Genomic DNA, 25,820 nt, shown 5'->3' with positions numbered 1-25,820 from the left:
GATGAGAGTAAAGTTTGACCAAGCACGGGAAAATAGTAAAATAGAGAGAATGCTTTTTTTAGCGAAGGGGCTGGGAATATGTCAGAACAAAGCAACCGCATTTTAATTGTAGACGATGAAGAACGCATTCGCCGCCTTCTGCGGATGTATCTGGAAAAAGAAGGATACGAAATCGAAGAAGCTGAGGATGGCGAGATTGCTCTCCAAAAAGCGACTGCAAGCGATTACAGTATTATTTTGCTTGATGTGATGCTTCCGGGTATGGACGGAATTGAAGTGTGTACACGGCTGCGTCAAACCAAATCGACACCTGTCATTATGCTGACAGCCAAAGGCGAGGAAGTGAACCGCGTGCAAGGCTTTGAAGTTGGAGCTGATGATTACGTGGTCAAGCCCTTCAGCCCGCGAGAGGTCATCTACCGGGTAAAGGCGATTTTACGACGGTCGTCGGAGACGGCCTTTTTAACAAAAGAGGCGGTGCCGAGCAATAGTATTGTTTTTCCGAATCTTATTATTGAGCATGATGCACACCGGGTGACGGCAGGTGGAATTGAAATCAGCCTAACACCTAAAGAGTACGAGCTATTGCATTATTTGGCGGTATCGCCTGATAAAGTCTTCTCACGCGAAGAACTGCTGAAAGATGTTTGGAACTACGAATTTTTTGGTGATCTGCGCACCGTGGATACGCATGTGAAACGGCTTCGTGAAAAGCTGAATAAGGTATCACCAGAGGCAGCGGCTATGATTACGACCGTATGGGGCGTAGGTTATAAGCTGGAGGTTCCAAAATAACGTGAACTTCTGGAGATCGCTGGTAGGCAAGCTGTGGATCACCATCATTTGTCTCGTAGGGTCTGTGCTTATTTTTCTGGGGCTTTTTTTATTGCCGTATATCAATAGAAATTTTGCGGCACATGAATCGACGGAAATCAAGCATTTATTCACCTATACATGTATTGTCGGATTTTTATTGACGACCTTTTTTGCTCTATTTCTTTTTACTAAAATCACACAGCCTATGCAGCTGTTGATTCAGGCGGCGAATGCCATCCGTGAAGGAAGGTATGATACTCGGCTTTCGCTGGTGACCAGCGATGAGATTGGAGAGCTAGCGAAAACTTTTAACCATATGTCTACGGAACTGGAAGCGACGATCCGCAGTCTGAATGAGGAAAAAAACCATTTATCCAGTGTACTGCGTAGCATGTCTGATGCCGTTATTACTTTCGACAGAAGCGGACAAATCATTTTGACGAATCCGCCTGCACAAAATTTGCTGGATGTTTGGAAAAAGCTGGAGTGGCAGGGGCGTGATCTGGAGGAATTCGGAGCTTCTGTGCCTGAGCCTTTGCTGCCTTTGTTCCATACAGTTATGGACAGAGGGGAAGATGTTGGAGACCATATTCATGTCAAGAAAGGCTCCTGGTCAGTGCAAATGGCACCGCTGTATACGGATAACGCTATTCGTGGTGCAGTAGCTGTGCTTAGAGATATTACGGAAGAAGTCAAACTCGAGAAGATGCGTAGCGATTTTGTGGCTAACGTATCCCATGAGATCCGTACACCCTTATCTATGATGCAGGGATATAGTGAGGCTTTGCTTGACGGCATGGCAGGTTCACCAGAAGAGTCCGAGGAGCTGGTACAAGTCATCCATGATGAATCATTGCGCATGGGAAGGCTAGTCAAAGATCTGCTCGATCTGGCCCGAATGGAAGCAGGTCATACGGACATGTACCGTCAGGAAGTGGATGTGAATGAGCTGCTCGAGCGTGTTCACCGGAAATTTACGGTCCGCTCCAAGGAACAGGGGCTGACACTCGATTATCATGAGCCAGGCCAACGCTTGCTGTTGCCTGAGGCAGATGAGGACCGACTGGAACAGGTGTTGACCAATTTGCTGGATAATGCATTCAGGCACACGCCCTTAGGGAAAAAGGTTACCATTGGGGCGGATCAAATTCGGGGAGAACGGAATGAGTTAATCCGTATTCGGATTAAGGATGAAGGTGTGGGCATTGCCAGCGAGGATCTACCTTATATTTTTGACCGCTTCTACAAGGCAGACAAGGCCAGAGTGCGTGGTGAGGACAAAGGGACTGGACTTGGACTAGCTATTGTTAAAAACATCGTAGAGGCTCACGGAGGCTCTGTCTCAGCTGCTAGCGTGCTTGGAGAAGGGACGGAATTTACTATTTTGTTGCCGATCACCAATAAAACAAAGCTGGGCTCTGTAACAAGCTTGTAACAACGGCTCATATATCCCAGTTTGTAGGCATCCTCGGAAGAGGGTGCTTTTTGTTGAAAAATCAACATTTATCTTGTTCAACGTGGAACATTCTGTTTCAAGATTGATGCTTCTATGTTAGATAAGGATATAAGAAGAGGCGCCTCGGTAGCCGGGCGCCTCTCTTTATAGATAAAAGCCAAGGGATTTTTCAACACTGAATGGAATTAATCCAGTACTACTTCCTGGGCAGTATTTAGTTCTGGTAAACCTACGAGTTGAATCAGCACATCTTTAGGTACGGCTTTATCAACAGTCAGGATCATGATGGCTTCACCGCCAACAATTTTACGCCCTACTTGCATAGAAGCGATATTGACCCCGTTCTCCCCAAGCAAGGTGCCAACACGGCCGATAATGCCTGGCTTATCATTGTGGGAGATAAGCAGGAAATGAGCCTCTGGTGCCACGTCTACCGGGAACTGGTTCAACCGAACAATACGTTCACCATAGCCTGCGAGCAGAGTGCCAGATACACGTTGTTCTTCGCCGCTTTGTGTTTTGAGCGTAACGGTGATCAGGTTAGTAAAGCCCTTAGTGGCAGGCGCCTGAGAGACGACGAGATGAACGTCACGTGTTTTAGCAAGATGCACAGAGTTTACAATGTTCACATCGCTGCCTAGATGGCGGCTGAGTACACCTTTTAAAATGTAACGTGTAAGCGGCTGTGTATCCACTGAAGACAAATCACCAGCGTAATCCACCTGGATTTCATGTACAGCCTGGTTGGTGATCTGAGCGGCAAAGCTGCCCAGCTTCTCTCCGAGTGAGAAATATGGCTGCAATTGCGTCATGACATTAGATGGTACTGGAGGCATGTTGACCGCGTTTTTAAAAGGCTCATCACGTAAAATATGCAGCACCTGCTCAGATACATCGATTGCGACGTTCTCCTGAGCTTCGACAGTCGATGCACCCAAATGTGGTGTAACGATAATTTTTGGATGGCTCAGGAACGGATGATCCTGTGCTGGTGGTTCCGACTCGAATACGTCAAAAGCAGCACCGGCAACGATTCCTTCATCAATGGCTTCAACAAGAGCCAGTTCATCGATAACTCCGCCACGGGCACAGTTGATGATGCGCATTCCTTTTTTCATCACTTCAAACTGTGGACGGGCAATCATATGCTTTGTTTCGGGTGTTAATGGTGTGTGTACGGTCATGAAATCTGCGTTGCGGATAATTTCGTCTACGCTGGCCAGCTTGATGCCCAGCTTCTCAGCGCGTTCTTCGGTCAGAAACGGATCATAACCGAGGATGCTCATGCCAAATGCTTTGGCGCGTTTAGCAACCTCACTGCCGATACGTCCCATGCCAAGGACTCCCAGTGTTTTGTTGCGCAGTTCGACACCGAGGAATGTTTTACGATCCCATGTTCCGCCGATGGTTTTAGCGTAAGCCTGTGGAATATGACGAGCCAGTGCCATCATCATAGCAAAAGTGTGCTCACATGTCGTAATTGTATTGCCGTCAGGAGCATTAATAACGATAATCCCGCGTTGTGTTGCTGCTTCAAGGTCGATGTTGTCCACGCCGACCCCGGCACGTCCGACAACCTTGAGGTTTTTACCTGCCGCCATGATGCGTTCGGTTACCCGAGTTTGGCTTCGGACGAGTAATGCGTCATAGTCACCAATAATTTGAACCAATTCATCCTCGCTGAGACCTGTGTTCTTGTCCACTGTGACATCGGCTGCATCCACCAGCTGCTGAATGCCCAGGTCACTGATTGGATCGGATACTAACACTTTAAACATTTGGTTTCCTCCTCAAAGTTAACTTCTTTTATGGACAGGATGTACTTCGAACTGAAATACATTCCATAAAGAACATGAAAAAACTTGAAATGCTTCTAAAAAGTACAGGAGAGCGGTCTAAACATTTGTGTGATAACGCATTGACGCAGAAAAGGGATAAAATAGGATTTTGCACCAAACTGACAACCAAGAGCCTTATGCGGAGTTGTTTTACGGTTTTCGGGCATCAAAAAAACTCCCGAATCACATACTATCTCCATAGTAAGGGACGAGAGTTATCGTGGTACCACCCTAATTCGCAGTCATTTCGCAATGGACTGCCTTCAGCGGTCATAAAATGACCGAAAGGATAACGGTTTTCTGCCGATTGCATCTAATGTCGGGAAAATAAAATCCCCTAGACCTCGATGCAATAACTCAGGAGCGCTGAAAGTAATTACTTCGCCACCGGTTTACACCCAAGCACCGGCTCTCTGAGGACGAAATGAACTACCTTTTCTCCATCATTGTTGTTGTCGCTAATAATTTTTTCATAATGTATCATGGCTTACATGGGCATGTCAATAGGACATGTGACATGTGTGGGTAGGCGACTAGTTACATAGCTACAGAAAGCGAAAAAATTAAGATTTAAGTCTTCTTGAATCCGCCTGACTTTTTGGCTATGATGCTAAAGAAGACTAAGCAGAGGACTAACTAACTATGAAAAAGCTTAAAGTGAAATGGAAAAAAGCGGAAATGAATCAATTAAATGACCGCTTGCTGCTTTACAATTTGTATCTAACTCAGGGGCTGACCCTGCTGATTGGTGCAATCTGGATTATATTTCAGAAAAGAAATGTATTTGAACTGTTTGCATTGCCAAACTCTGTACACGTCTTATGGTGGGGATTGGGACTGGCGGCCGCTATGCTATTGGTGGATTTGCTCCTATCCCGGGTTATGCCTGAGGATGCCATGGATGACGGTGGAATTAATCAAATGCTGTTTCAAAATCGGCCAGTTTGGCATATTATTTGTATAGCTGCTATCGTTTCCATTTGTGAGGAACTGTTGTTTAGAGGTGCGATTCAGTATAATTTTGGTCCTTATTGGACAAGTATATTGTTTGCGGTTATTCATATCCGATATTTACGGCACTGGATTCCCACAGGCTGGGTTTTCCTTAGCAGTTATGGATTGGGATATATCTATGTGCAGACAGGCAGCCTGTGGGCACCGATCATTTGTCATTTTGTGATTGACCTTATATCTGGCTTAGCGTTACGTTTTCGGAGGTATGAAGAATGAATCAGGAACTTAGCAGAGTGCATACCTATGGTAGCCGCCGAAAGGGGCGCAAAGGCAAGGAGGAGGACAGGTCAAAGTCGAAACCGGTTCGCTCCCGTGCTGCACGGCCCATGCCAGAATTGGTTGATGTTGCCGTTGCACCAGAAGTTGCTGTGACAATGGCGGAGGACACTCCTGCCAGTGAGTACCGAACACGGACAGAGATGTTTCCGTCTCGCCGTATTCGGGTAAGCAAGTGGTTTTTAAATTTTTTGAGCACACTTTTTGTGCTTATCACTGCAGCGTTATTATGGTGGGGAATTAAGGGTGCACCACCCATCAGTGAAATGCTTTGGTGATCGGCATGTTACGCGAAAAGGCCTCTCATCTTCCACAAGATATGTGGAGATGAAGGCCTTTTATATATCATATACATTTGTTCACACCAGCATGTATGCAAGTATCTATGAACTGGCAGGGACCTCAATACTTTGTGGATCGACAAATTGGTAGCCCTTCTGCTCAAGACGTGTCAATAGACTGTCCAGCGCTTCGGCAGTCCATGGCAGTTCGTGCATCAAAATATTGCTGCCTGGGTGCAATTGTTCTGTTACGTTTTTGAGAAGTGTCTCCGTTTTATGAGGTTGACTCTTTCTCATGGTCCAATCCAGAGAACCGACGGACCATGTCATATACAAGAGCCCATTTTCCTTGGCCACCTTGCGGCCTACATCTCCACCAGCACCATGAGGAGGGCGGAAGAATACGGGGGCTTGACCTGTAGTGTCTTTAACAATTTTTTGTACCGTTTCAATCTGTTTTTTGACCTCGGCCTCAGACTTGTTCTTGAGAACGATGTGATCCCAGCTATGGTTGCCAATGGGCTGCCCACGGTCATGAATGAGTTTGAGCAGCTCAGGATGTTCTTTTACACGATAACCGTTTACGAAGAAAATCGCTTTTGCTTTGTGCTTATCCAAGATATCAATAATTTTATTAATCATAACCGCTTCCTTGGGGCCATCATCAAAAGTCAGCAACACTACTTTTTTTTCGGCACCTTGCTGGTTAGGGATTACATTGTAAGCTTTGTCCAAGTGATACATTTTATTGGTCGCAGCAGTTGTCGAGTCTGCCGTTCCGTTGCTCTCGGCATCAGTTTTGTCAGTTTGTGTATTTGTTTTACTCACTGTTTGCTGCTCATCACTGTCTGCTTGCTTACTGTTTGCTTTTGGGGAAGAGACACTGCTCTGATCTTTGGCACTGTTACTGGAGTCCACCGAATCCGGTTTGGTTGCAGTGCAAGCACTAAGCAGCAGACATGCGGTCAGTAAAATGGCTGCTGTTTTTGTACCCATTAATTCATCTCACCTTCCTGTATTTATACCGTATGAGTTTGGCTCTGCTGACGAACACTATGCTTGATTCTACCACAAAGGGAGGTTCTAATTGTGAAAACATCTTCATTTTTCCTGGGAATCGTCTTGGGTGCTGTCGCAAGCTCTCTGATCTCTCGTAACCGCAATATGTTGGGTTTTTCCATGGACATGGGAGGAAACAAAGGCGGAAATTTGGTACAGAAAGCCCGTACAAAAATGATGGACGCTGCGTTTCCAGGTATGGGTGATATTTCGCTAAATACACAAAACACCCACAGAGATCACGAGCATCGTTCACAACACGAGCATCATTCGCAAACAGATAAATCCGCTTATAATACCCAAACGGCCAAGAGCAAAGAAGAGAACATGAGATTGATTAAAGAGTTTATTAGCTCAAGTCCCGATGTTAAGCGTGAGGTCGAGCAAATATTGAAAGAAACTCATACAGCCGTACCGGGATTGTAACCCAAAACCTCTATTCCGAATCATTTTGCGGCTTTTTTGTTAAAGCCGTTCAAATGATTCTTTTTTTTATCATTTTTATTCGTGCATTTACGATTATAAAATGATAACATGATTACATAGAACCATTTTCATCACAGGCATCATAATTGAATCATAATCTGCTAATAACACTCGGCTGCCAGGAGGAGGGTCCAGTATGAAAATAGAAAGATTAAGTCAGGACAAGATACGGATTTTCCTTACCTTTGACGATTTGAGCGAACGGGGTATCCAAAAGGATGATATGTGGCAAGAGATCCCAAGAGTTCATGAGCTGTTTACTGAAATGATGGATCAGGCATACAGCGAACTGGGCTTTGACGCCACGGGACCGTTAGCTGTCGAAGTCTTTGCGCTTCCTGCTCAGGGGATGGTTGTTATCGTCACTCGGGGAAAATACGATCACCAGCAGTATGGTTCGGGTCCCGATGAGGAGCTTCCAGAGGAAGTCTACGAGATGGAAGTCACAATGGAGCACAGTGATTCCATCGTTTACGCGTTTAGCGATTTTGAAGTACTCATAGAAGCGGCTCATATGCTCCGCAGTAACACAACGGAAGCAGGTAAGCTGTATCATTATAGAGGAAAATGGGTTCTGCATTTGGAGCCAGAGGAAGTAGAAGAGTCCAAGCTTGCTGCCTTAATTGCGATTCTGGCTGAATTTGGAGAAGGTTCATCTGTAACACCAGCTATGCTGGAAGAGTACGGTAAGCTGGTCATTCCTGAACAGGCAGTTGCTGTCATCTGTACTCATTTTGACAGTCGCTCTTGATTTGGGTTAGAAAAGGAGAATGTAGTTAATTTGTCGGCTCTGCGCTGAAAGCAGGGCCGACTCATTTTTATGGAGGGATGATCGGTGCTTCTGTTTTCAGTTTTAGCGGCAGCTACAGCGCCGGGTCTTGCCTTATTGATGTATTTTTACTTAAAGGACCGATATGATTCGGAGCCCCTGCACATGGTCATCAAAGTATTTTTGCTCGGTTTTCTGGTGGTACTTCCGGTGATGATTTTTCAACGCGGGCTGTTACTTTGGCTAGGGGATGACACGCTTATTCAGGTGTTCGGTATTTCCGCTGGAGTGGAAGAGTTTTTTAAATGGTTCTTGCTGTACCACATTATCTATAACCATACGGAGTTCGACGAGCCTTATGATGGAATATTATATGCAGCCGCAGTCTCACTCGGGTTTGCCACGGTTGAGAATCTGTTATATGCCTGGGCCGGGCATGCTTCGATCAGCATGTTGCTGATGAGATCATTGCTACCGGTATCCGGTCATGCGATGTTTGGCGTTATAATGGGCTATTATATGGGGAAAGCCAAGTTTTCCGAACACCTGAAGAGTAAATATATGTTGCTTCTGTCATTAGTGCTTCCATGGTTTTGGCACGGAGTATATGATTTGATTTTGACGAAATTTTCACACGACTGGATCTGGTTTATCATTCCATTAATGGTCTTTTTATGGTATGGAGGAATGGCAAAAATCAGTCGGGCGAATAACCGCTCTCCTTTTCGGATGTTGAAACGGGAAGAAAAGGTTAATATGTAATGAAATGGGACACACTGATCTGACAAGCCTGTTAGAGGAAGAGGTGTCTTTTTTGCGTATAAAAGTAAGAATCCATTGTAAAAGATGCGGAGAACGCTTTGTGCTGAGAGGACGGATGGAGCAGGGACAGATTCAGACTGGCTTTAAACGCTGTATTTGCGATAACTGTGAGTTTATTATTGAAGTCATGGAAAAGCATGCATAAGAGAGCTTTCTTCTTGTCACACTATCGGTAGTGTATTTGAAGAAAGGAGACTCCCAATATGTATAAGCGACTTAGTGCCGTAATGTTCCCGGTGGTTACCCTGATTATGATAGGAGCGTTTGTATGGGGTTATCAGCAAAACCAGATGAGAAAAGAGGTGTCTGCTCGAGCAAATAGTATGTCGATTAAAGCGGAAAATCAATATCAGCGCGCTTTTCACGATTTGTCGTTCCATATGGATCAGCTGCATTCCCAACTCGGTAATGCGGTTGCTGTCCATACTACTTCACACGCGATGCATCGCAAATGTTTGATGAACGTGTGGAGGATTACAAGTGAAGCCCAAAGTGAGGTTAATCAGTTGCCTCTCAACGTAATGCCTTTTAACCATGCCAAAGATTTGCTGTCACATCTATCTGCATTTTCGTACCAGACTGCTGTTCGTGATCTGGATCACGAACCTTTAAGCGAGAAAGAAATAGCGAATCTGAAAACGTTATATAACAACTCCAAGGAAATTTCGAAAAACATGCACGAGGTCCGGCAGAAAGTCCTAAGCAAAAACTTACGCTGGACGGATGTTGATATGGCTCCAGGTTCTCAAACTGGGCCGAAGGATAACACCATTATTGACGGCTTTAAAACGGTGGACAAAAAAGTAGAGAGCTACAAAGAACTGGATTGGGGCCCCTCTGTCGCAAGCATCTATGATAAGCGTTCAGTGAAAAAGTTGAGTCTCCCGGCAGTGGATGCAGGACAAATTAAGCGGAATGCCGCTGAATTTACAGGAAAACCAGAAAGTCAGATTCGTGTGAACGAAAATGGTAAAGGAACAGAATGGGCGTCTTATACGGCTACGCTGTTTAATAAGCAGAAGCCTGTGGCCACGATGGATTTTACCAAAAAGGGTGGCAAGCTCATCTCTTATCATGACATGAGAGAAATAGGTCCTAAAAAAGCAACTCGTAATGAAGCGATTCGTTATGCAAGTCAGTATCTTGAACAAAAGGGCTACAAAGGCATGAAGCCCGTCTCATATGATGAAAGAGGGAATTTAGCCAACATTACATTCGCGACCCAACAGGGGGATGTGATTATCTATCCAGAAAAAATCTCAGTCAGATCAGGCCTGGATAACGGACACGTGATTGGTTTTCAAGCCAGTGATTATGTCTATGAGCACAGTCACCTTCGGCGTATTCCCCAGGCAAAACTGGATTTAAAAGCAGCACGTGCGAAGTTGAATCCTGAGTTCCGCGAAACTTACCACCGCAAAGCACTAATTGAAAATGAGCTGTCGAATGAAGTTCTGTGCTATGAATTTGGCGGTAAAATCAACGGCTCCATTTATCGAATTTACATTAACGCAAACACGGGAATGGAAGAAACGATTGAACAGGTAAAAGATTCTGATGAACCACAAGCTACGGCAAGTAATGCCTAGTTGATTACACTAAAATGAATCTCTAGTCACTCTTAACCTCCTTTATTAAGGAGGTTTTTTGTGCTTTAGTCATGGTTCTAGCAAATATAATGCTTAATATAGGTATAAAGTCGTGGTATTATATACCTTGATTATAGGTTCTAATGGACAAGGATGGTGAATCATGTGTTTCCGAAAATTAATGATGTGTTATACATACAAGTTGCTGGTAACGACCAGAAGGAGGAATCCTTTGAATTTAAGTCGCGTATTGCGGAAGAAGATTCGCAAAATTTTCTAATTGAAATTCCCATGTCACAAACAAACGGACACTTAAAAAAATTGTTTCTGGGGGAAGAACTGTCTATATTTTTTATGAGCGAAGGCGGGATTAAAAATTACTTTAATACCCATGTAACAGGTTTTAAAGAAGACAATATCCGGATGGTTCGCATTCACAAGCCTGCTCGGGACAGCATCAGCAAAATTCAGCGTCGAAACTTTCTCAGGGTAAAGGCCAACTTGGAAATTGCGGTTAAGCATGGTGCAAACGAATCCAGATTTGTAGCACAAACACATGATTTGGGAGGTGGAGGCGTGTCTTTTCAGACTCAGGGTTCACATTCTCTTGAAGAAGGAGAATCATTGTCTTGCTGGATTTTGGTTCCATATAAAAATGGGACTCAGGAGCATGTTCCCTTCCAGTCTGAAATTGTGCGCATTCAGCAGATGGAAAACGGCCGCAAACTCATTATGCTGAAATATGAGAGAATCGCTGATCAAGAGCGCCAGAAACTGATTAAATACTGTTTTGAAAGACAGTTAGAATTCCGGGAAAAATCGTAGTCACCCTATGATTTTCTTTCTTAGTAAACATGTCGCTTATTTTGCATCGCCTATAAATGTGTGGTATAATTTTCACGTCGCAGGCAATGCCTGCTTTTTTCTTGAGGTTAGGTTAGGAGGAATTCCCTGTTGGCAAGGCAACATGTATCTTCAATTAACAAAATAAATGTAGCCATTGATGGACCTGCTGGCGCAGGGAAAAGTACAGTGGCCCGCTTGGTAGCGAAAGCACTTTCCTATGTATATGTAGATACTGGAGCTATGTACCGAGCAGCAACGTGGTACATGATGTGCAAAAAAATTCCTGCAGAAAATGTACAAAAAGTGCTTCAACATGTACCTGAGCTGGTGATTGAATTAGTACCGGACCCCACAGGCCAAAAGGTTTATTGTAACGGGGAAGATGTTACCACTGTAATTCGTTCGATGGAAGTGACTAGCAATGTGTCACAGTATTCGAGTATTGCTGGTTTACGTACACGTTTGACCGAAAATCAGCGTGAAATGGCCGCGCGTAAGGGTGTCGTTATGGACGGACGCGATATTGGAACAACCGTGCTTCCCGATGCGGAAGTTAAGGTGTTCATGACCGCAAGTGTTCAGGAACGCGCCTCTCGTCGTTTTAAAGAACTAAGCGGAACTGATGATATCACTCTGGAACAGCTTGAACGTGACATTGCGGCACGTGATAAGTTTGATGAGGAGAGGGAGGTATCCCCGCTTCGTTGCAGTGAGGACGCCATCGTGCTTGATACGACCCATATGGGCATTCAGGATGTCGTAGATACGATCGTATCTTATTGCTTAACGGAGAAGGATGGAGAGATCAGCCAATGATATATACTGTATGCGCCAGTATTTTGCGTCTCATTTACCGTGTTCTGTTTAGGCTTGAGGCGGTAGGTAGGGAAAATGTTCCTGCTGAGGGCGGAGTGCTGTTGTGTTCTAATCATATTAGTAATCTTGACCCTCCTACAGTTGGCATTTTGCTGAAGCGAAAGGTTCACTTTATGGCTAAAGCAGAGCTGTTTAATGTTCCTGTACTGGGTCCGCTGATTGACAAACTGGGAGCTTTTCCAGTCAAACGTGGTGGCGTGAGTAAGGAATCTATTAAACTGGCATTGAACATTTTGCGTGACGGTAAGGTTATGGGGATTTTTCCCGAAGGCTCCAGAGGAGCTGGGGGAATTGGTAAAAAGGGTGCTGCCAGTTTTGCACTGCGCAGTGGAGCGGCTGCCGTTCCGGTCGCCATTGTTGGTGATTACAAGCTTTTCCGTAAAACGAAAGTGATATACGGTAAACCTGTTAATTTGGACGCATACCAAAAGGGTGCCGATGTCGAAGGAGATCCTCTTGAACTGGCAACAGAAGCAATTATGTCACGCATTCGCACGATGAAGGAAACGGGTAAGCCTACGAATGATTGAAAGGCTTGCATGAATTGTGTCTAAGCTAGGAAAACTAGAACAAAAATGTATTTTGTTTTGAACTCTGCCAAGCGCAGGTTTAAATAAATGGTTTTTTTGAATTGAGGAGGGTATTGACATGTCGGAAGAAATTAAAAATCAAGAAGCTGCTGAAGCGGCAAATCAAGACGAGCTCGATCAAATCGTCTCCCTGAAAAAAGGTGACACCGTTAAGGGTACAATTGTGAAATTGGAAGATAACCAAGCGGTAGTAAGCATTGGATATAAATACGATGGAGTTATTCCAATTCGCGAATTGTCTTCTGGTCTGGACAATGCAGAAGAAGCAGTACAAGTGGGTCAAGAGGTTGAAGCTAGAATTATCAGCATCGACGATGGCAAAGAAAAACTCGTTCTGTCCAAACGTGCAATCGACAGTGAAAACGCTTGGGAAAAGTTGGAGAAGCTGTTCGAAAGCAAAGAAGTATTCGAAGTGGTTGTGAACGATGTTGTTAAAGGCGGTATCGTAGTAGACGTGGGTGTGCGCGGATTCATCCCTGCATCTATGGTGGAACGCCATTTTGTTGAAGATTTCAGTGATTACAAAGGCCGCACATTGCGTGTTGTTGTAAAAGAACTGGATCGTGAAAACAACAAAGTGATCCTTTCCCAAAAAGACGTTCTGGAAGCAGAATTTGAAGCTAACAAACTTAAAGTAATGGCTGAGCTGAAAGAAGGACAAGAAATCGTTGGTACGGTTCAACGTCTCACTCAGTTTGGTGCTTTCGTAGATGTTGGCGGAGTTGACGGTCTGGTTCACGTATCTGAAATTGCTTGGACTCATGTTGATAAGCCTTCTGATGCTGTTTCCGAAGGAGATCAAGTAAAAGTGAAAGTCTTGAAGGTAGATCCTGAAAAAGGAAAAATCAGTCTGAGTATGAAAGCTGCACAGCCTGGTCCTTGGGAATCTGCTGCTGGACAATTCAACAACAATGATATCGTAACTGGTGTTGTTAAACGTCTGGTTAACTTCGGTGCATTCGTTGAGATCGCTCCAGGGGTGGAAGGTTTGGTTCATATTTCCCAAATTTCCCACAAACACATTGGAACTCCACAAGAAGTTCTGGAAGAAGGACAAGAAGTTAAAGTTAAAATTCTTGAAATGAATCCTTCTGAAAAACGTGTTAGCCTGAGCATTAAAGAAACTGAGGAAGCTCCTGAAGCTGCTCCAAAAGCAGAAAGAGCACCACGTGCATCTCGCGCGCCTCGTGAGGAACTGAATAATCCTAACGTTTCCCTCAACAACTCCGGACTGAGCATTACGCTTGGCGAACGTTTTGGCGATAAGCTGAACAAGTTTAAATGAGTTTAAATCAATATATTTTATAATAAGCACATAACGTACACCATCGGCGGACCCAGAGGGTTCGCCGATTGTTGTTACGTGACCATATCGCCAATAAGTATGTTTTTTGCTATGATGATAGCGGAAGAATTGACAGGAGGAGTGAATTTATGGCAAGACCCGTTGTGGCTATCGTTGGTCGTCCGAATGTGGGGAAGTCCACCATTTTTAATCGGATAATCGGGGATCGTTTGTCCATCGTGGAAGATAAACCGGGAATCACTCGTGACCGTATTTACGGTATATCGGAGTGGAATGGTAAATCCTTCAGTATTATTGACACCGGCGGCATTGAGATTGATGGTGAGGATGTTATTTTAAAATCTATCCGTATGCAGGCCGAACTCGCAATAGAAGAAGCAGATGTTATTGTATTCATGAGCGACGCAAAAGCAGGAATAACGCAAGCGGATGAAGAGGTAGCTCAAATGCTATATCGTTCGGGTAAACCGATCATTGTAGCAGTAAACAAGGTGGACAACCTCAGTCGCGCTGACCTGATCTATGAGTTTTATTCTTATGGATTTGGTGATCCAATTGCTGTTTCTGGTAGTCACGGCACAGGGATTGGTGATCTGTTGGACGCAATTACGTCCAATTTACCTGAGCTAGAAGAAGATCATTATGATGAGGATGTTATACGTGTCGCTTTGATTGGACGTCCGAATGTAGGTAAATCTTCCCTCGTTAATGCCATTTTAGGAGAAGAACGGGTTATCGTCAGTGACATTGCAGGCACAACGCGTGATGCCATTGACACGCCTTTTGAAAAAGACGGTCAAAAATATGTACTGATTGATACGGCCGGTATGCGAAAACGTGGTAAAGTATACGAAACGACTGAAAAATATAGTGTAATGCGTGCGATGCGTGCCATTGAGCGTGCGGATGTTGTATTGGTCGTTATTAATGGCGAGGAAGGCATCATTGAGCAGGATAAACACATTGCTGGCTATGCTTATGAAGCGGGTAAAGCATCGCTGTTTGTCGTTAATAAATGGGATGTCGTAGATAAAGACGACAAAACGATGCACCAGTTTGAGACGAAAATCCGTGACCACTTTCTGTTCATGACCTATGCTCCGATTGTGTTCTTATCTGCAAAAACAAAGCAGCGTCTGCAAAAGCTGCTTCCAGTTGTACAGCATGTGGCACAGCAGCATGTTATGCGTATTCAGACACATCTGCTGAATGATGTAATTTCCGATGCGGTTGCCATCAATCCACCACCAACAGACAAGGGTCGTCGTCTGCGTATTAACTATGTGACTCAGGTTGCTGTTAAACCGCCTACGATGGTTGTCTTCGTAAATGATCCAGAAATAATGCACTTCTCTTATGAGCGTTATCTGGAGAACAAAATACGCGCCGCCTTTAACTTTGAAGGAACTCCAATTCGTATATTTACACGGCGCAAGTCTGACGAAAGTTAGGAGCGAATAGGTTGATTTTACAGATCGTTGCCATCGTACTCAGTTACTTGCTTGGCTCTGTCAGCTTTAGTTTGCTGTATGGAAAATTAAAAGGAATCGACATTCGTCAACATGGAAGCGGCAATGCCGGTGCGACGAATACGCTGCGCGTGCTTGGAAAAGGCCCGGCTATTCTGGTACTGCTGCTTGACGTATTTAAAGGAGTTATTGCAGTGTTGCTAGGGCACTGGTTGGGTGGAGAATCATCCTGGTTACCGGGTTTGTGTGGTATTGCGGCGATTGCAGGCCATAACTGGCCGGTATATTTTCACTTTCGCGGAGGGAAAGGGATTGCGACTGCCATTGGCGTATTGGCATCGCTTGCCTTTCTGCCGGCACTATACGCCGGAATTATTGCGATACTTGCTATCGTAATAACGCGTTATGTATCTCTGGGATCATTAATTTTTGTCATTTTGACCCCTTGGATATTACTCGTACTTGGTTATGATTGGCCGTTATTTTGGACGGCTCTAATCATTTGCCTGTTCGCTGTATGGAGACACCGTACTAACATAGTCAAGTTGGCACGGGGAAATGAGAATAAGCTTGGCTCCAAAGGAGGAGATCGTCTTGTCTGAGAAAATAGCTGTGCTGGTCGCAGGGAGTTGGGGAACAGCCCTTGCTTCCGTACTTGCGTCCAATAACAACGATGTCTCCGTCTGGACGAGAAGCGAACAACAAGCTGCTGAGATCAATGAGAAGCATACGAATGAGCATTATTTACCGGGCTCGACTTTATCTGATCGCATTTCAGCTACAACAGATATGCAGGCTGCGGTATCTGGAGCTAAAGCGGTCATCATCGTATCTCCTTCGTCTGCCGCTCGGCAGGTTGCACGTAGTCTGAAGGCTCATTTTACCAAAGATATGTTGGTAGTACATGCCATTAAAGGCTTTGAAACAGAGACACTCAAGCGTATGTCCACGGTGATCTCGGAAGAACTGGAAATCGCGGAGGATGATATTGCCGTGCTGTCAGGCCCGAGCCATGCGGAGGAAGTGGTGAAGAAATGCCCTACAACGGTTGTTGTAGCTTCCTCCAATGAGAAGGCCGCACAGGCTGCTCAGGGGCTGTTCATGAACTCCTATTTCCGCGTCTATACTAACCGTGATTTGCTCGGTGTAGAACTGTCCGGTGCTTTAAAAAACATTATCGCACTGGGCGCGGGAATGTCGGATGGACTTGGCTTTGGCGATAATGCCAAAGCGGCTTTGTTGACCCGTGGATTAGCTGAGATTACCCGGGCCGGTGTTGAGATGGGGGCAAATCCATTAACCTTTGCCGGACTCGCTGGCATAGGCGATTTAGTGGTCACTGCAACGAGTCGTCACAGCCGCAACTGGCGTGCAGGGTCATTATTGGGACAGGGCCAACAGCTTGATGCCGTACTTGAATCTATGGGTATGGTCGTAGAGGGGATTCGTACGACAAAAGCAGCATACGCCATCTCGCAAAAATTGGGTGTTCAAATGCCTATTACAGAGGTGCTGTATGGAGTGCTATTTGAAGGACGCGACGTTCGCAAGGCCGTTGAGGCATTAATGGGTCGCGATCCCAAAACCGAGATGGAAGTCATGTCGCTTGAAACGTGGGAGCAATGGCATTCATAAGGGCACAAAGGATCTTATAAAGTATAAAGGTTATCTCATGAGTAGATTTTTCTACCATGAGATAGCCTTTTTTGGTTAGGCGCTTGGCATGTCTTTCGTATGCTTAATCACCTTTTGTCTCCACCACTCATAGACTGAGTTGAGCAATGGCGAGGAGGGGAGATTGTGAGTAAAAACTTTCCGAAAGAAGCATTGAAGGCCATTAACAAAAAAGGCGGCAAAAACATATCTGAAAATGCTGTGAAAAAGCTGGCAGGTACGGTAAAGCCGGACACGCTTCAAAATGAGACGCAGTTGCGTCAGCTGATCAAACAGGTGTCTGCGATGGCTAACATTCCGGTGTCGGAGGATACAGTTAGGGATATTGTCGGAGCTGTCAAAAAAAGCGGAATGAATCCTTCCAACATGGAAGCGTTAATGAAAATGATGATGAAAAAGTAAAACACTAGCCGCACGATGCTTGGTTCTATTCACCGTGAACCGGGAAGGTTTGCGGTTTTTTTATATTTTGAGGTAGGGAAGTGCTGTTTTAGCACACAAAATGTCGAACTGCCATGTCGAACATGTTATAATGATGCCCATCAGGAAACGGGAGAAAAAACAGCAAAGGAGGAAACCATATTGAAGGAGGCAATATCATCAGTGTTAGTGGACAGGCTTCCTCACGATCTGGCTGTGGCGCTGGGTAGCTTGACAGAGAGTTGGTCAGCGGTGCCAGTTCCGTGGATGCTCGGGGGAAGCTGTGCACTACTTGTGCAAGAAGTTGAACTGGATCGCTTGCCTCGGGACATTGATATTTATGCAGATATTCATGCAGCAAAGCAGTTACATGCACACTCGCCAGGTGTGGGTATAGACCAGCAGCAGGTTGACCGTAGCGGATCTTACGTTTCATTGCTAAGCCACTATGAGCTAGAAGGATTTCCAGTTGAATTGGTAGGAGGATTCGAGGTTTTATGTAATGGAGCTTTATACCGTTTGGAGGTCGAGCATCTACTCTGGTCGGCTGGGATACAGCTTGATTTGGAAAATACGTCATTACGTTTGATGCCTCTTAGCCACGAGTTGCTGTTCAATCTGTTGCGAAATCGACCTGACCGCTATCAAGCGATTGCAGATGTCATGAAGCGAGACCCGCAACGGCACATCGGGATATTAACGAAGCTATTGGTCAGTAATATTTGGAATAAGGAGCAGCTGGATAAACTCGGAGAGCTTCTCCCTTGGCCAGAGCTACATTCCTTAATCCGAATGAGCAACGAAATATAAGTTACGGGCGGTATTATGAGAAAAGGGGAATGGAGGACCGTTCATGAATGTGCAGATTACGTTCAAGCCGTCAGGCAAGCGTGTACAAGTCGGTCAGGGCACGTCATTGCTCCAGGCTGCCCGTAAAGCAGGTGTGTATATTCCCACTCGTTGTGATGGTAAAGCAGCCTGTCTGATGTGTAAGGTGCGGATAGCACCGGAACAGGCTGAGCTGGCAGGTCGCCCTAATGGGGCTGAACAGCGTAAGCTGGGACCTTTACTGGATGAAGGAATACGTTTATCCTGTCAGGCCCGTGCTCAAGGAGATATGGAGGTAACCATACCGGAGGATAGACTCAAGGCAGCTATCAGGCGGCAACTGGAGCGTCAGGCGCTGGATGATGAGCTGTGGTAATGTCTGTTATATCAGTAGAGCAAAAAACAAAGGATATTTCTCGACGGTAGAAACGGTCAGAGAAGTATCCTTTTTTATTTAAGTCTAGCAACAAACAAAGTCATGGAGGGTTCTTGCTGTGCATATATTAGGTGAGTGGACCCAAACGTAAAAATATTGTTTCTGCAATGTTCGCTGTGACATAATCTATTTTTTTAAAAACTAAACATATTTTACGGAGGGGATACATATGATGGTATCAGTCCAAATGCATGTACGAGTTTACGCCGTTTCGCCGATTCCATCAGTCTCCTGAATCTCGGCGGCGGACGACTTCCGGGCATTTTAAAGGCTGTTCTGCCGCATCTGGGATCAAGCAGTTGGTTGAACACGAAGCGGATGCTCTTTAAGCATTTTTCCTTCGGAGACTTTTGAGGAGGGGATTTCATTGGAGAAAGTGGACATTTTTAAAGACATTGCCGAACGCACCGGAGGAGACATCTATCTTGGGGTTGTCGGCGCAGTCCGAACAGGAAAATCAACGTTTATCAAGCGGTTTATGGAAACGATTGTTCTGCCCAACATTACGAGTGAGGCGGACCGTGCCCGTGCCGTAGATGAGTTGCCGCAAAGTGCGGCAGGGAAGACGATTATGACGACGGAACCTAAATTCGTACCGAATAATGCCGTCCAGATCAAAGTAACGGAAGGACTGGACGTGAATGTACGTCTGGTTGACTGTGTGGGATACGCCGTAGAAGGTGCAAAAGGCTACGAGGATGAAAATGGTCCAAGGATGATCTCTACACCATGGTTTGAAGAGCCCATTCCTTTTCAGGAAGCAGCAGAAATTGGTACACGTAAAGTTATTCAAGAGCACTCGACACTCGGTGTGGTAGTCACCACAGACGGGACCATTGCTGAAATCCCGCGTAGCTCTTATGTAGAGTCGGAGGAACGCGTCATTGAAGAGTTGAAGGAAGTTGGCAAGCCATTTGTGCTGGTTATCAACTCCACGCATCCACGCAGTGATGAAACACTTCAACTCCGCAGTGAACTGGCTGCCAAGTACGATATTCCAGTCATGACTCTCAGCGCGGCGACCATGACGGAAGATGATGTTACGGGTGTACTTCGTGAAGTATTGTATGAATTCCCAGTGCATGAGGTGAATGTGAATCTGCCGAGCTGGGTTATGGTATTGAACGAAAATCACTGGCTGCGTAGCAACTATGAAAATTCCGTTCGTGATACGGTTAAAGATATTCGGCGTCTGCGTGATGTAGATCGAGTGGTCGGCCAGTTTATGGAATATGAGTTCATCGACAGAGCCGGCTTAAGCGGAATGAATATGGGGCAGGGCGTAGCTGAAATTGATTTGTATGCGCCTGATGAGCTATATGACCAGATTCTGGTAGAAGTCGTTGGGGTAGAGATTCGCGGCAAGGATCATCTGCTGCAAATGATGCAGGATTTTGCCCACGCTAAACGGGAATATGACCGCTTTGCCGAGGCACTGGAAATGGTCAAGACAACGGGATATGGTATTGCTGCTCCGTCACTGGCTGAGATGGCGCTGGACGAACCACAGTTGATTCGACAGGGTACAAGATTTGGTGTGAGGCTTAAAGCGACAGCTCCTTCCATTCACATGATCCGTGTCGATGTGGAATCGGAATTTGCTCCAATTATCGGAACAGAGAAGCAAAGTGAGGAGCTTGTACGTTACCTGATGCAGGATTTTGAGAATGATCCAATCAAAATTTGGGAGTCAGACATATTCGGACGTTCGCTACATTCTATTGTACGTGAAGGTATTCAGGGCAAGATTGCCATGATGCCGGACAATGCACGCTACAAGCTTCAGGAAACGCTGGGTCGCATTATTAACGAAGGCTCTGGTGGTCTTATTGCTATCATTCTTTAAGGCTAAGCTATACCAAATATGTGTAAAAGTAATACCGTAGAGGGCTGGCTGCTCTTTACGGTATTTTTTTGTGAATTTGTTGTTTTTTGATATGTGAGGACGTGAATTTTTTTATATTTAATAAAACCTATTTACATACTTGGTTTAACGCGATATATTAAGTATCAAATTTGAATCATTTTGTGGAACAAGGGGGAAACAAATCATGTATATCCAAAAAGGGCTCCAAAAAAACAAGAAGCTAGGGCTGGGAGTCATTATGCTGCTGGTGCTGATTATACTGGTCACAGCATGTGGTGCGCCGAAAACAGAGAGCGGCGCTCAGGGGACAAGCCCTGCAGGAGCGAATACAGGAGACGGAAAAGCGGATAGTTTAAATCTAAAGGGTAAACGGGTTGCTTTGATCATGGAGTTTAACACGGGTACGTTTTCGCAGCAGTATGTTCAAGGCGTGGAAGATGAAGTTAAGAAATTTGGCGGTACGTTGACCAAGTTTGTTGCTAATAACGATAAGGCTAAAATGGCTTCTTTGCTAGATAGTGCCGTTAACCAGCAGTTTGATGTCATTTTGACTGATCATGGTGACGCATTGCTGGAGCCAGGTCTTAAAAAAGCAATCTCCCGCAATATTCCAGTTATCGTGTTCGATGCGGCGGTCAATGTTCCAGGCGCGGTAGTGCTCTCACAGGATGACCAAAGCATGGCGGAGCTGACGTTGGAGCAGATGAAGAAGGACATCGGTGGCAAAGGAAACATTGTCAAAGTATGGGTTGCAGGGTTTGCGCCAATGGAACGTCGTCAAGTTGCTTATGATGCATTTTTGAAATCCAATCCAGATATTAAAGAAATTGCGACTTTTGGTTCGGCTCAGAATCCTGCTTTGGATACGCAAGCCAAAATGGAAGCTGTCTTAAAGCAATATCCTAAGGGTCAAATTACAGCAGTATGGGCGGCTTGGGATGAATTTGCCAAAGGTGCTGCTCGTGCAATACAGCAAGCTGGGCGGACGGAAATCAAAGTTTACGGGATTGATATGAGCGATGAAGATTTGCAAATGATTCAGGACCCGGAAAACCCATGGGTGGCTTCAGCAGCCGTAGATCCAACAGATATTGGACGCGTACAAGTGCGCTATGCATACCAGAAGCTGCATGGGGATAACCCGGAGGAGAAGGTTGTACTGAAGGCAGTATATGTGCAGCGCGGAGAGTTGCCAGATAAGCAAATTTCCACATCCGAGTTGTCTCAATATGTAAAAGGATGGGGCAAAAGCGAGCAGGGCTACAAGGAATGGATGAAGGAATATGAAACATCCAAATAAAATGGATGCATAACGCAAATACAAAGGCGCGCTTCGGCGCGCTTTTATCATAAGCGGGAGTGAGGGGGCACCATGAGTTCACAAGTATACACATTGGAGATGAAAAAAATCAGCAAACAGTTTGCTGGTGTAGCTGCGCTGCGTGCCGTGGATTTTACGGTGCAGGGTGGCGAAATTCACGCTCTGCTAGGTGCCAACGGGGCAGGGAAAAGCACATTAATGAAAATCTTGTCCGGTGCGTATTGTTTCGATCAGGGAGCAATCGTAGTGGATGGCAAGGAACTGATTATTCGTTCACCGTGGGAAGCCAAAAGAGCCGGAATTCATTGTGTGTATCAAGAAGTTGATTCGGCGCTCGTGCCTCAGTTAACCGTCGCTGAAAACATTGTAATGGACGATTTGTCTGCACCTGAGGGTCGATGGTGGGCTGCACCATCAACCATGCGCAGGCGAGCACGTGAAGCGTTAGCACGTCTGGAAGTTAATATAGATGTCCGGCGATACGTGTCTGAATTGACGTTGGCAGAAAAGCAGCTTGTACTCATTGCACGGATTTTGACGCAACAAGCGAATACTATCATTTTTGATGAGCCAACGGCTCCGCTGAGCGAGGAAGAAACACGGCGTTTGTTCCGCACCATATATACCCTCAAGGATGAGGGAGTAGCATGCATTCTCATCACGCACCGGTTGCCAGAGGTCATTGAGCACAGTGACCGCATTACGGTGATGCGTGATGGTGAAAAAGTGTTTACGGGGTCTGCCTCTGATTTAAGTGCAGGTGACATTGTTACGCATATGCTTGGGAAAACATTTGATGAGGAATTTCCGAAAACAGAGGTACCCATTGGTGAAACGGTATTGGAAGCAAGAGGGCTCCGTAAGGGATTGCGGGTTCACGGTGTTGATTTACAGGTCAGACGCGGTGAGATTCTGTCGATTGTGGGTTTGGTCGGTGCGGGCAAGACGGAGCTATCACGGCTGCTTACAGGAGCAGATAAGCCGGATGAAGGGGAGTTGACCTTCAAGGGGCAATACATTCGTTTGCGAGAGCCTGCGGACGCGGTAGCTCAAGGAATTGTGTCCATTCCCGAGGAGCGGCGAAAGCAGGGGGTGCTGATTGAGGAGAGTGTGGAACGAAACCTCAGTCTTCCACTCTTGGGCAAGCTCAGTGTTCTTGGTTTCATCAGTCGGCTGAAAGAACGTAATAACGGTAACGAGGTTGTCGCCTCTCTTGGTATTAAGACGCCTTCGCTACGCCAGCATGTTAAGTATTTGAGCGGTGGGAATCAACAAAAGGTTGCGATAGGGAAGTGGCTTCATTCGGGGGCGGATATATTTGTTTTTGATGAGCCAACGAAGGGTGTAGATATAGGGGCCAAAAGCGATATTTTCCGTATTATCGGAGAACTGGCTGCACAAGGAAAAGCAATCATTTATCTTACCTGTGAATTTGCGGAAGGTATTGGCATTGGTGATCGGATCGCAGTGATGTATGACGGCAAAATAATAAGGGGATTTGCGCGAGGCGAAGTTGAACAGGAACAGCTTCTGTTGTACGCCAGCGGCAGTGAAGAGGTGCATTTATGAAGGAAAAATGGTTAAATGTCTCATTTCGTTACGGTGCTGTAGTGGTAATTATAGGTGTGTTGGCATTTTTCTCAGCTACCTTACCTTATTTTTGGACGTATGATAATTTAATGGATATTCTTGGCTCAATTGCGATTGTTACTTTCGTGGCCATTGGTGTGACGTTGTCACTTATCGTAGATGGTTTTGATCTGTCGGTTGGTGCAACAGTATCTTTGACGACAGTTGTCTCAGCTTCGTTAATGGTCTGGTATGAACAGCCCGTTGCAGTGGTCATTATTGTGTCTCTGATCGTAGGAGCTTTGGTGGGGCTGCTGAATTCACTATTGATTATTAAACTGCGTATCCCTGATTTGCTCGCAACTCTAGCCATTATGTACATTGTAAGCGGGATTCATCAGACGTACGCACAGGGCTATACCATCTACAATCATATGCAGTTTCCTGACGGCAGTAAGGCTCCAGGGGAGATATCTCCAGGATTTCTTTTACTAGGACAAGGTAAATGGTTGGGTATTCCGATATCGGTTATTCTACTGTTACTAGCTGTGGCGGCGGTGCATGTTTTTTTGACCTACACGAAGCACGGGCGACAGATGTATGTAACTGGCGGAAATGAGGAGGCTGCTCGTCTGTCTGGCATACGGGTAAAAAAAGTTCGCACACTGGCTTATGTGGCTTCAGGCGTATTTGCAGCCATTGCTGGTATTTTGTATGCCTCGCGTGTAGGTTCGGGCCAAATTGACGCTGGCTCTCCTTTGCTCATGGAGGCGGTAGCTGCAGTATTCGTTGGCTTTTCTGTGTTTGGTGCGGGTAAACCGAACGTCATTGGTACATTTATTGGTGCGGTGTTAATCGGCGTATTAGTTAATGGACTGACGATGATGAATGTGCAATATTTTGCCCATGACATTGTCAAAGGAGTAGTGCTGGTGCTTGCGCTGGCTGTTACTTTTTATGTGCTGAACCGTCGTCGTACTTGAAATTGTCTGTGGACTGTATTACTATAAACCTTGTTCCACGCAAGAAGGGTGCCATAAAACGCCAGTTTCGGCCTATATGGCGGTGGTTAGGTATATTATATGTATATTTAACGACGAAACGGAAACAGATGATAACATTATGGAAGGCAGTATGCCGCCCGGGTTATTTTATACAGGCGACTTCATTATTGGTGGTCACACCGATAACCTTAATGCTGGACTACACTTGAATTGGGAGGTGAATATATTGAATAAAACGGATTTGATCAATCAGGTTTCTGAGAGCACTGAATTGTCCAAAAAGGACGTAACGAAAGCAATCGATGCAGTATTTGAAGCGATCGCTGGAGCATTGCAAAACGGAGACAAGGTACAGCTGGTAGGTTTCGGGAACTTTGAGGTTCGTGAACGTTCCGCACGCAAAGGACGTAACCCGCAAACAGGAGAAGAAATCGAAATCCCTGCGAGCAAAATTCCGGCATTCAAACCGGGTAAAGCGCTCAAAGACGGAATTAAATAAGATTTCTTACATATTCCCAATGCGCTGAAAAGACCGTGAATTTGATTCACGGCCTTTTCTTTTTGTCCTATTTACTTTGTAGTAGAGGTGCCATGGACTGAAGAAGAGGAAGTTGTCCTCCCGTTTCGCGAGGCATAAGCGATCAGCACTAGGGGTTCACCTGTCAGCTCGGCAAATTCATGTTCCAATCGTTGAAGTTGTTCGATCTGAGCAGGACTGAGATTAGCGGGACGATAGTTTTTCATCAGATCTATTCCTTTCGTTAATAGATGAGACTGCACACATAGTATGGCACAGGACGCACTAATTGTTGCAGGCAGCGGGGGGGAGCATGTAGTTGACAAAACAAGCTTAAATCTCCATCATAAAAAGTATAGCTTCGGCTCTCAGGGAGGAAAAGGACATGGAAGATAACGTGACAGGCAGCAGTGAGTACGTCGTAATTAAAGCAAAAAGCAATGGATGTCAGGTTTTTGGTCTGACCAGAGGTCAGGATACACGCCTGCATCACTCGGAAAAGTTGGACAAGGGTGAAGTACTGATCGTCCAATTTACGGATCATACTTCAGCCATCAAAATTCGCGGCAAGGCCGTTGTGATGACCAAGCACGGGGTTGTAGATACAGAGGAGTAAAATGCAGGCATAGCCTGCTTTTTTTTGTTGTACAATGAGAGTGAGGACCTTTACCGTAGCAAACCCACATTATCG

General features: G+C 45.5%; 28 protein-coding genes and 1 other annotated feature. Of the genes, 25 read left to right on the top strand and 3 right to left on the bottom strand.

Annotated features, from left to right (window positions below; all coding sequences use genetic code 11):
* The first annotated feature begins 78 nt into the window (after positions 1–78).
* Together FKV70_RS05935 and FKV70_RS05930 are read left to right on the top strand one after the other, a co-directional pair.
* A complete protein-coding gene (locus FKV70_RS05935) occupies positions 79–795 on the top strand; it encodes a response regulator transcription factor (RefSeq protein ID WP_013371713.1) in 717 nt (238 codons plus the stop codon).
* 1 nt (position 796) lies between these two features.
* Complete coding sequence (locus FKV70_RS05930; RefSeq protein ID WP_064796383.1) at positions 797–2,251, top strand: ATP-binding protein; 1,455 nt, start codon at positions 797–799, stop codon at positions 2,249–2,251.
* Between the two features lie 206 nt (positions 2,252–2,457).
* Here FKV70_RS05930 and serA read toward each other — a convergent pair whose 3' ends face one another.
* Entirely contained in the window at positions 2,458–4,050 is a 1,593-nt protein-coding gene (gene serA, locus FKV70_RS05925; RefSeq protein WP_142612098.1) for a phosphoglycerate dehydrogenase, read from the bottom strand.
* Between the two features lie 261 nt (positions 4,051–4,311).
* Positions 4,312–4,566 (bottom strand) — a binding site (T-box leader).
* Between the two features lie 186 nt (positions 4,567–4,752).
* Here serA and FKV70_RS05920 point away from each other — a divergent pair.
* Together FKV70_RS05920 and FKV70_RS05915 are read left to right on the top strand one after the other, a co-directional pair.
* Positions 4,753–5,340 carry a type II CAAX endopeptidase family protein gene (locus FKV70_RS05920; RefSeq protein ID WP_142612097.1) on the top strand — a complete coding sequence of 196 codons (588 nt, stop codon included), beginning with the start codon at positions 4,753–4,755 and terminating at the stop codon, positions 5,338–5,340.
* Positions 5,337–5,678: a hypothetical protein gene (locus FKV70_RS05915; protein ID WP_063213512.1), complete on the top strand. Its 342-nt coding sequence runs from the start codon at positions 5,337–5,339 to the stop codon at positions 5,676–5,678. Before FKV70_RS05920 ends, FKV70_RS05915 begins: the two co-directional genes overlap by 4 nt.
* 105 nt (positions 5,679–5,783) lie before the next feature.
* Here FKV70_RS05915 and FKV70_RS05910 read toward each other — a convergent pair whose 3' ends face one another.
* Positions 5,784–6,677: a polysaccharide deacetylase family protein gene (locus FKV70_RS05910; RefSeq protein ID WP_142612096.1), complete on the bottom strand. Its 894-nt coding sequence runs from the start codon at positions 6,675–6,677 to the stop codon at positions 5,784–5,786.
* 93 nt (positions 6,678–6,770) lie between these two features.
* Here FKV70_RS05910 and FKV70_RS05905 point away from each other — a divergent pair, with 93 nt between their 5' ends.
* From FKV70_RS05905 to FKV70_RS05815, 20 genes are all read left to right on the top strand, one after another.
* Complete coding sequence (locus FKV70_RS05905; RefSeq protein WP_063213510.1) at positions 6,771–7,166, top strand: hypothetical protein; 396 nt, start codon at positions 6,771–6,773, stop codon at positions 7,164–7,166.
* A 196-nt stretch (positions 7,167–7,362) separates the two neighbouring features.
* On the top strand, positions 7,363–7,977 hold the full coding sequence (locus FKV70_RS05900; protein ID WP_063213509.1) for a genetic competence negative regulator: 615 nt from the start codon (positions 7,363–7,365) through the stop codon (positions 7,975–7,977).
* 84 nt (positions 7,978–8,061) lie between these two features.
* The gene (gene prsW / locus FKV70_RS05895; RefSeq protein ID WP_142612095.1) at positions 8,062–8,757 is read left to right on the top strand and encodes a glutamic-type intramembrane protease PrsW; all 696 of its coding nucleotides are present in this window, start codon (positions 8,062–8,064) and stop codon (positions 8,755–8,757) included.
* A 52-nt stretch (positions 8,758–8,809) separates the two neighbouring features.
* The gene (locus FKV70_RS26065) at positions 8,810–8,962 is read left to right on the top strand and encodes a hypothetical protein (RefSeq protein WP_167669713.1); all 153 of its coding nucleotides are present in this window, start codon (positions 8,810–8,812) and stop codon (positions 8,960–8,962) included.
* A 58-nt stretch (positions 8,963–9,020) separates the two neighbouring features.
* Complete coding sequence (ypeB, locus tag FKV70_RS05890; RefSeq protein ID WP_063213507.1) at positions 9,021–10,406, top strand: germination protein YpeB; 1,386 nt, start codon at positions 9,021–9,023, stop codon at positions 10,404–10,406.
* A 165-nt stretch (positions 10,407–10,571) separates the two neighbouring features.
* Positions 10,572–11,231, top strand: coding sequence for a flagellar brake protein (locus FKV70_RS05885; protein WP_063213506.1), 660 nt, complete (start codon positions 10,572–10,574; stop codon positions 11,229–11,231).
* A gap of 129 nt (positions 11,232–11,360) precedes the next feature.
* Positions 11,361–12,068 carry a (d)CMP kinase gene (cmk, locus tag FKV70_RS05880; protein WP_142612094.1) on the top strand — a complete coding sequence of 236 codons (708 nt, stop codon included), beginning with the start codon at positions 11,361–11,363 and terminating at the stop codon, positions 12,066–12,068.
* Complete coding sequence (locus tag FKV70_RS05875) at positions 12,065–12,658, top strand: lysophospholipid acyltransferase family protein (protein ID WP_063213504.1); 594 nt, start codon at positions 12,065–12,067, stop codon at positions 12,656–12,658. The genes cmk and FKV70_RS05875 overlap by 4 nt, the downstream gene beginning before the upstream one ends.
* 118 nt (positions 12,659–12,776) lie before the next feature.
* On the top strand, positions 12,777–14,003 hold the full coding sequence (gene rpsA, locus FKV70_RS05870; protein WP_063213503.1) for a 30S ribosomal protein S1: 1,227 nt from the start codon (positions 12,777–12,779) through the stop codon (positions 14,001–14,003).
* Positions 14,004–14,152: 149 nt separating this feature from the next.
* Positions 14,153–15,475, top strand: a complete 1,323-nt coding sequence (gene der, locus FKV70_RS05865; protein ID WP_013371698.1) for a ribosome biogenesis GTPase Der — start codon at positions 14,153–14,155, stop codon at positions 15,473–15,475.
* A gap of 11 nt (positions 15,476–15,486) precedes the next feature.
* The gene (gene plsY, locus FKV70_RS05860; RefSeq protein ID WP_064796387.1) at positions 15,487–16,095 is read left to right on the top strand and encodes a glycerol-3-phosphate 1-O-acyltransferase PlsY; all 609 of its coding nucleotides are present in this window, start codon (positions 15,487–15,489) and stop codon (positions 16,093–16,095) included.
* Positions 16,088–17,128, top strand: coding sequence for an NAD(P)H-dependent glycerol-3-phosphate dehydrogenase (locus tag FKV70_RS05855; RefSeq protein ID WP_142612093.1), 1,041 nt, complete (start codon positions 16,088–16,090; stop codon positions 17,126–17,128). Before plsY ends, FKV70_RS05855 begins: the two co-directional genes overlap by 8 nt.
* Positions 17,129–17,293: 165 nt before the next feature.
* Positions 17,294–17,569, top strand: coding sequence for a stage VI sporulation protein F (locus tag FKV70_RS05850; RefSeq protein WP_063213500.1), 276 nt, complete (start codon positions 17,294–17,296; stop codon positions 17,567–17,569).
* A gap of 177 nt (positions 17,570–17,746) precedes the next feature.
* Positions 17,747–18,397, top strand: coding sequence for a hypothetical protein (locus tag FKV70_RS05845; RefSeq protein WP_142612268.1), 651 nt, complete (start codon positions 17,747–17,749; stop codon positions 18,395–18,397).
* 43 nt (positions 18,398–18,440) lie between these two features.
* Positions 18,441–18,791, top strand: coding sequence for a 2Fe-2S iron-sulfur cluster-binding protein (locus FKV70_RS05840; protein ID WP_142612092.1), 351 nt, complete (start codon positions 18,441–18,443; stop codon positions 18,789–18,791).
* A 427-nt stretch (positions 18,792–19,218) separates the two neighbouring features.
* A complete protein-coding gene (gene spoIVA / locus FKV70_RS05835; protein WP_013371689.1) occupies positions 19,219–20,697 on the top strand; it encodes a stage IV sporulation protein A in 1,479 nt (492 codons plus the stop codon).
* Positions 20,698–20,902: 205 nt separating this feature from the next.
* Positions 20,903–22,018 carry a sugar ABC transporter substrate-binding protein gene (locus FKV70_RS05830; protein WP_142612091.1) on the top strand — a complete coding sequence of 372 codons (1,116 nt, stop codon included), beginning with the start codon at positions 20,903–20,905 and terminating at the stop codon, positions 22,016–22,018.
* A gap of 72 nt (positions 22,019–22,090) precedes the next feature.
* Positions 22,091–23,608 (top strand): sugar ABC transporter ATP-binding protein, encoded by a 1,518-nt coding sequence (locus tag FKV70_RS05825; RefSeq protein ID WP_142612090.1) that lies wholly within the window; start codon positions 22,091–22,093, stop codon positions 23,606–23,608.
* On the top strand, positions 23,605–24,591 hold the full coding sequence (locus tag FKV70_RS05820) for an ABC transporter permease (protein WP_063213496.1): 987 nt from the start codon (positions 23,605–23,607) through the stop codon (positions 24,589–24,591). The genes FKV70_RS05825 and FKV70_RS05820 overlap by 4 nt, the downstream gene beginning before the upstream one ends.
* 247 nt (positions 24,592–24,838) lie before the next feature.
* A complete protein-coding gene (locus tag FKV70_RS05815) occupies positions 24,839–25,111 on the top strand; it encodes an HU family DNA-binding protein (RefSeq protein WP_014599981.1) in 273 nt (90 codons plus the stop codon).
* 71 nt (positions 25,112–25,182) lie between these two features.
* Here FKV70_RS05815 and FKV70_RS26060 read toward each other — a convergent pair whose 3' ends face one another.
* On the bottom strand, positions 25,183–25,356 hold the full coding sequence (locus FKV70_RS26060; RefSeq protein ID WP_167669712.1) for a hypothetical protein: 174 nt from the start codon (positions 25,354–25,356) through the stop codon (positions 25,183–25,185).
* A 158-nt stretch (positions 25,357–25,514) separates the two neighbouring features.
* Here FKV70_RS26060 and mtrB point away from each other — a divergent pair, with 158 nt between their 5' ends.
* Positions 25,515–25,745 (top strand): trp RNA-binding attenuation protein MtrB, encoded by a 231-nt coding sequence (gene mtrB / locus FKV70_RS05810; protein ID WP_063213495.1) that lies wholly within the window; start codon positions 25,515–25,517, stop codon positions 25,743–25,745.
* The last annotated feature ends 75 nt before the right edge of the window (positions 25,746–25,820 follow it).

This window comes from Paenibacillus ottowii (assembly GCF_006874425.1).
Taxonomy (GTDB): Bacteria; Bacillota; Bacilli; order Paenibacillales; family Paenibacillaceae; genus Paenibacillus; species Paenibacillus ottowii.
The sequence above is the reverse complement of the archived record's forward strand: the minus strand, read 5'-3'. Positions and strand labels throughout refer to the sequence as shown.

Bases quoted from the DNA above. Each gene is read 5' to 3' on its own strand.
- FKV70_RS05935 (WP_013371713.1), top strand. From the start codon at position 79: ATGTCAGAACAAAGCAACCGCATTTTAATTGTAGACGATGAAGAACGC.
- serA (WP_142612098.1), bottom strand. From the start codon at position 4,050: ATGTTTAAAGTGTTAGTATCCGATCCAATCAGTGACCTGGGCATTCAG.
- FKV70_RS05920 (WP_142612097.1), top strand. From the start codon at position 4,753: ATGAAAAAGCTTAAAGTGAAATGGAAAAAAGCGGAAATGAATCAATTA.
- FKV70_RS05915 (WP_063213512.1), top strand. From the start codon at position 5,337: ATGAATCAGGAACTTAGCAGAGTGCATACCTATGGTAGCCGCCGAAAG.
- FKV70_RS05910 (WP_142612096.1), bottom strand. From the start codon at position 6,677: ATGGGTACAAAAACAGCAGCCATTTTACTGACCGCATGTCTGCTGCTT.
- FKV70_RS05900 (WP_063213509.1), top strand. From the start codon at position 7,363: ATGAAAATAGAAAGATTAAGTCAGGACAAGATACGGATTTTCCTTACC.
- ypeB (WP_063213507.1), top strand. From the start codon at position 9,021: ATGTATAAGCGACTTAGTGCCGTAATGTTCCCGGTGGTTACCCTGATT.
- FKV70_RS05875 (WP_063213504.1), top strand. From the start codon at position 12,065: ATGATATATACTGTATGCGCCAGTATTTTGCGTCTCATTTACCGTGTT.
- rpsA (WP_063213503.1), top strand. From the start codon at position 12,777: ATGTCGGAAGAAATTAAAAATCAAGAAGCTGCTGAAGCGGCAAATCAA.
- der (WP_013371698.1), top strand. From the start codon at position 14,153: ATGGCAAGACCCGTTGTGGCTATCGTTGGTCGTCCGAATGTGGGGAAG.
- FKV70_RS05840 (WP_142612092.1), top strand. From the start codon at position 18,441: ATGAATGTGCAGATTACGTTCAAGCCGTCAGGCAAGCGTGTACAAGTC.
- FKV70_RS05830 (WP_142612091.1), top strand. From the start codon at position 20,903: ATGTATATCCAAAAAGGGCTCCAAAAAAACAAGAAGCTAGGGCTGGGA.
- FKV70_RS05825 (WP_142612090.1), top strand. From the start codon at position 22,091: ATGAGTTCACAAGTATACACATTGGAGATGAAAAAAATCAGCAAACAG.
- FKV70_RS05820 (WP_063213496.1), top strand. From the start codon at position 23,605: ATGAAGGAAAAATGGTTAAATGTCTCATTTCGTTACGGTGCTGTAGTG.
- FKV70_RS26060 (WP_167669712.1), bottom strand. From the start codon at position 25,356: ATGAAAAACTATCGTCCCGCTAATCTCAGTCCTGCTCAGATCGAACAA.
- mtrB (WP_063213495.1), top strand. From the start codon at position 25,515: ATGGAAGATAACGTGACAGGCAGCAGTGAGTACGTCGTAATTAAAGCA.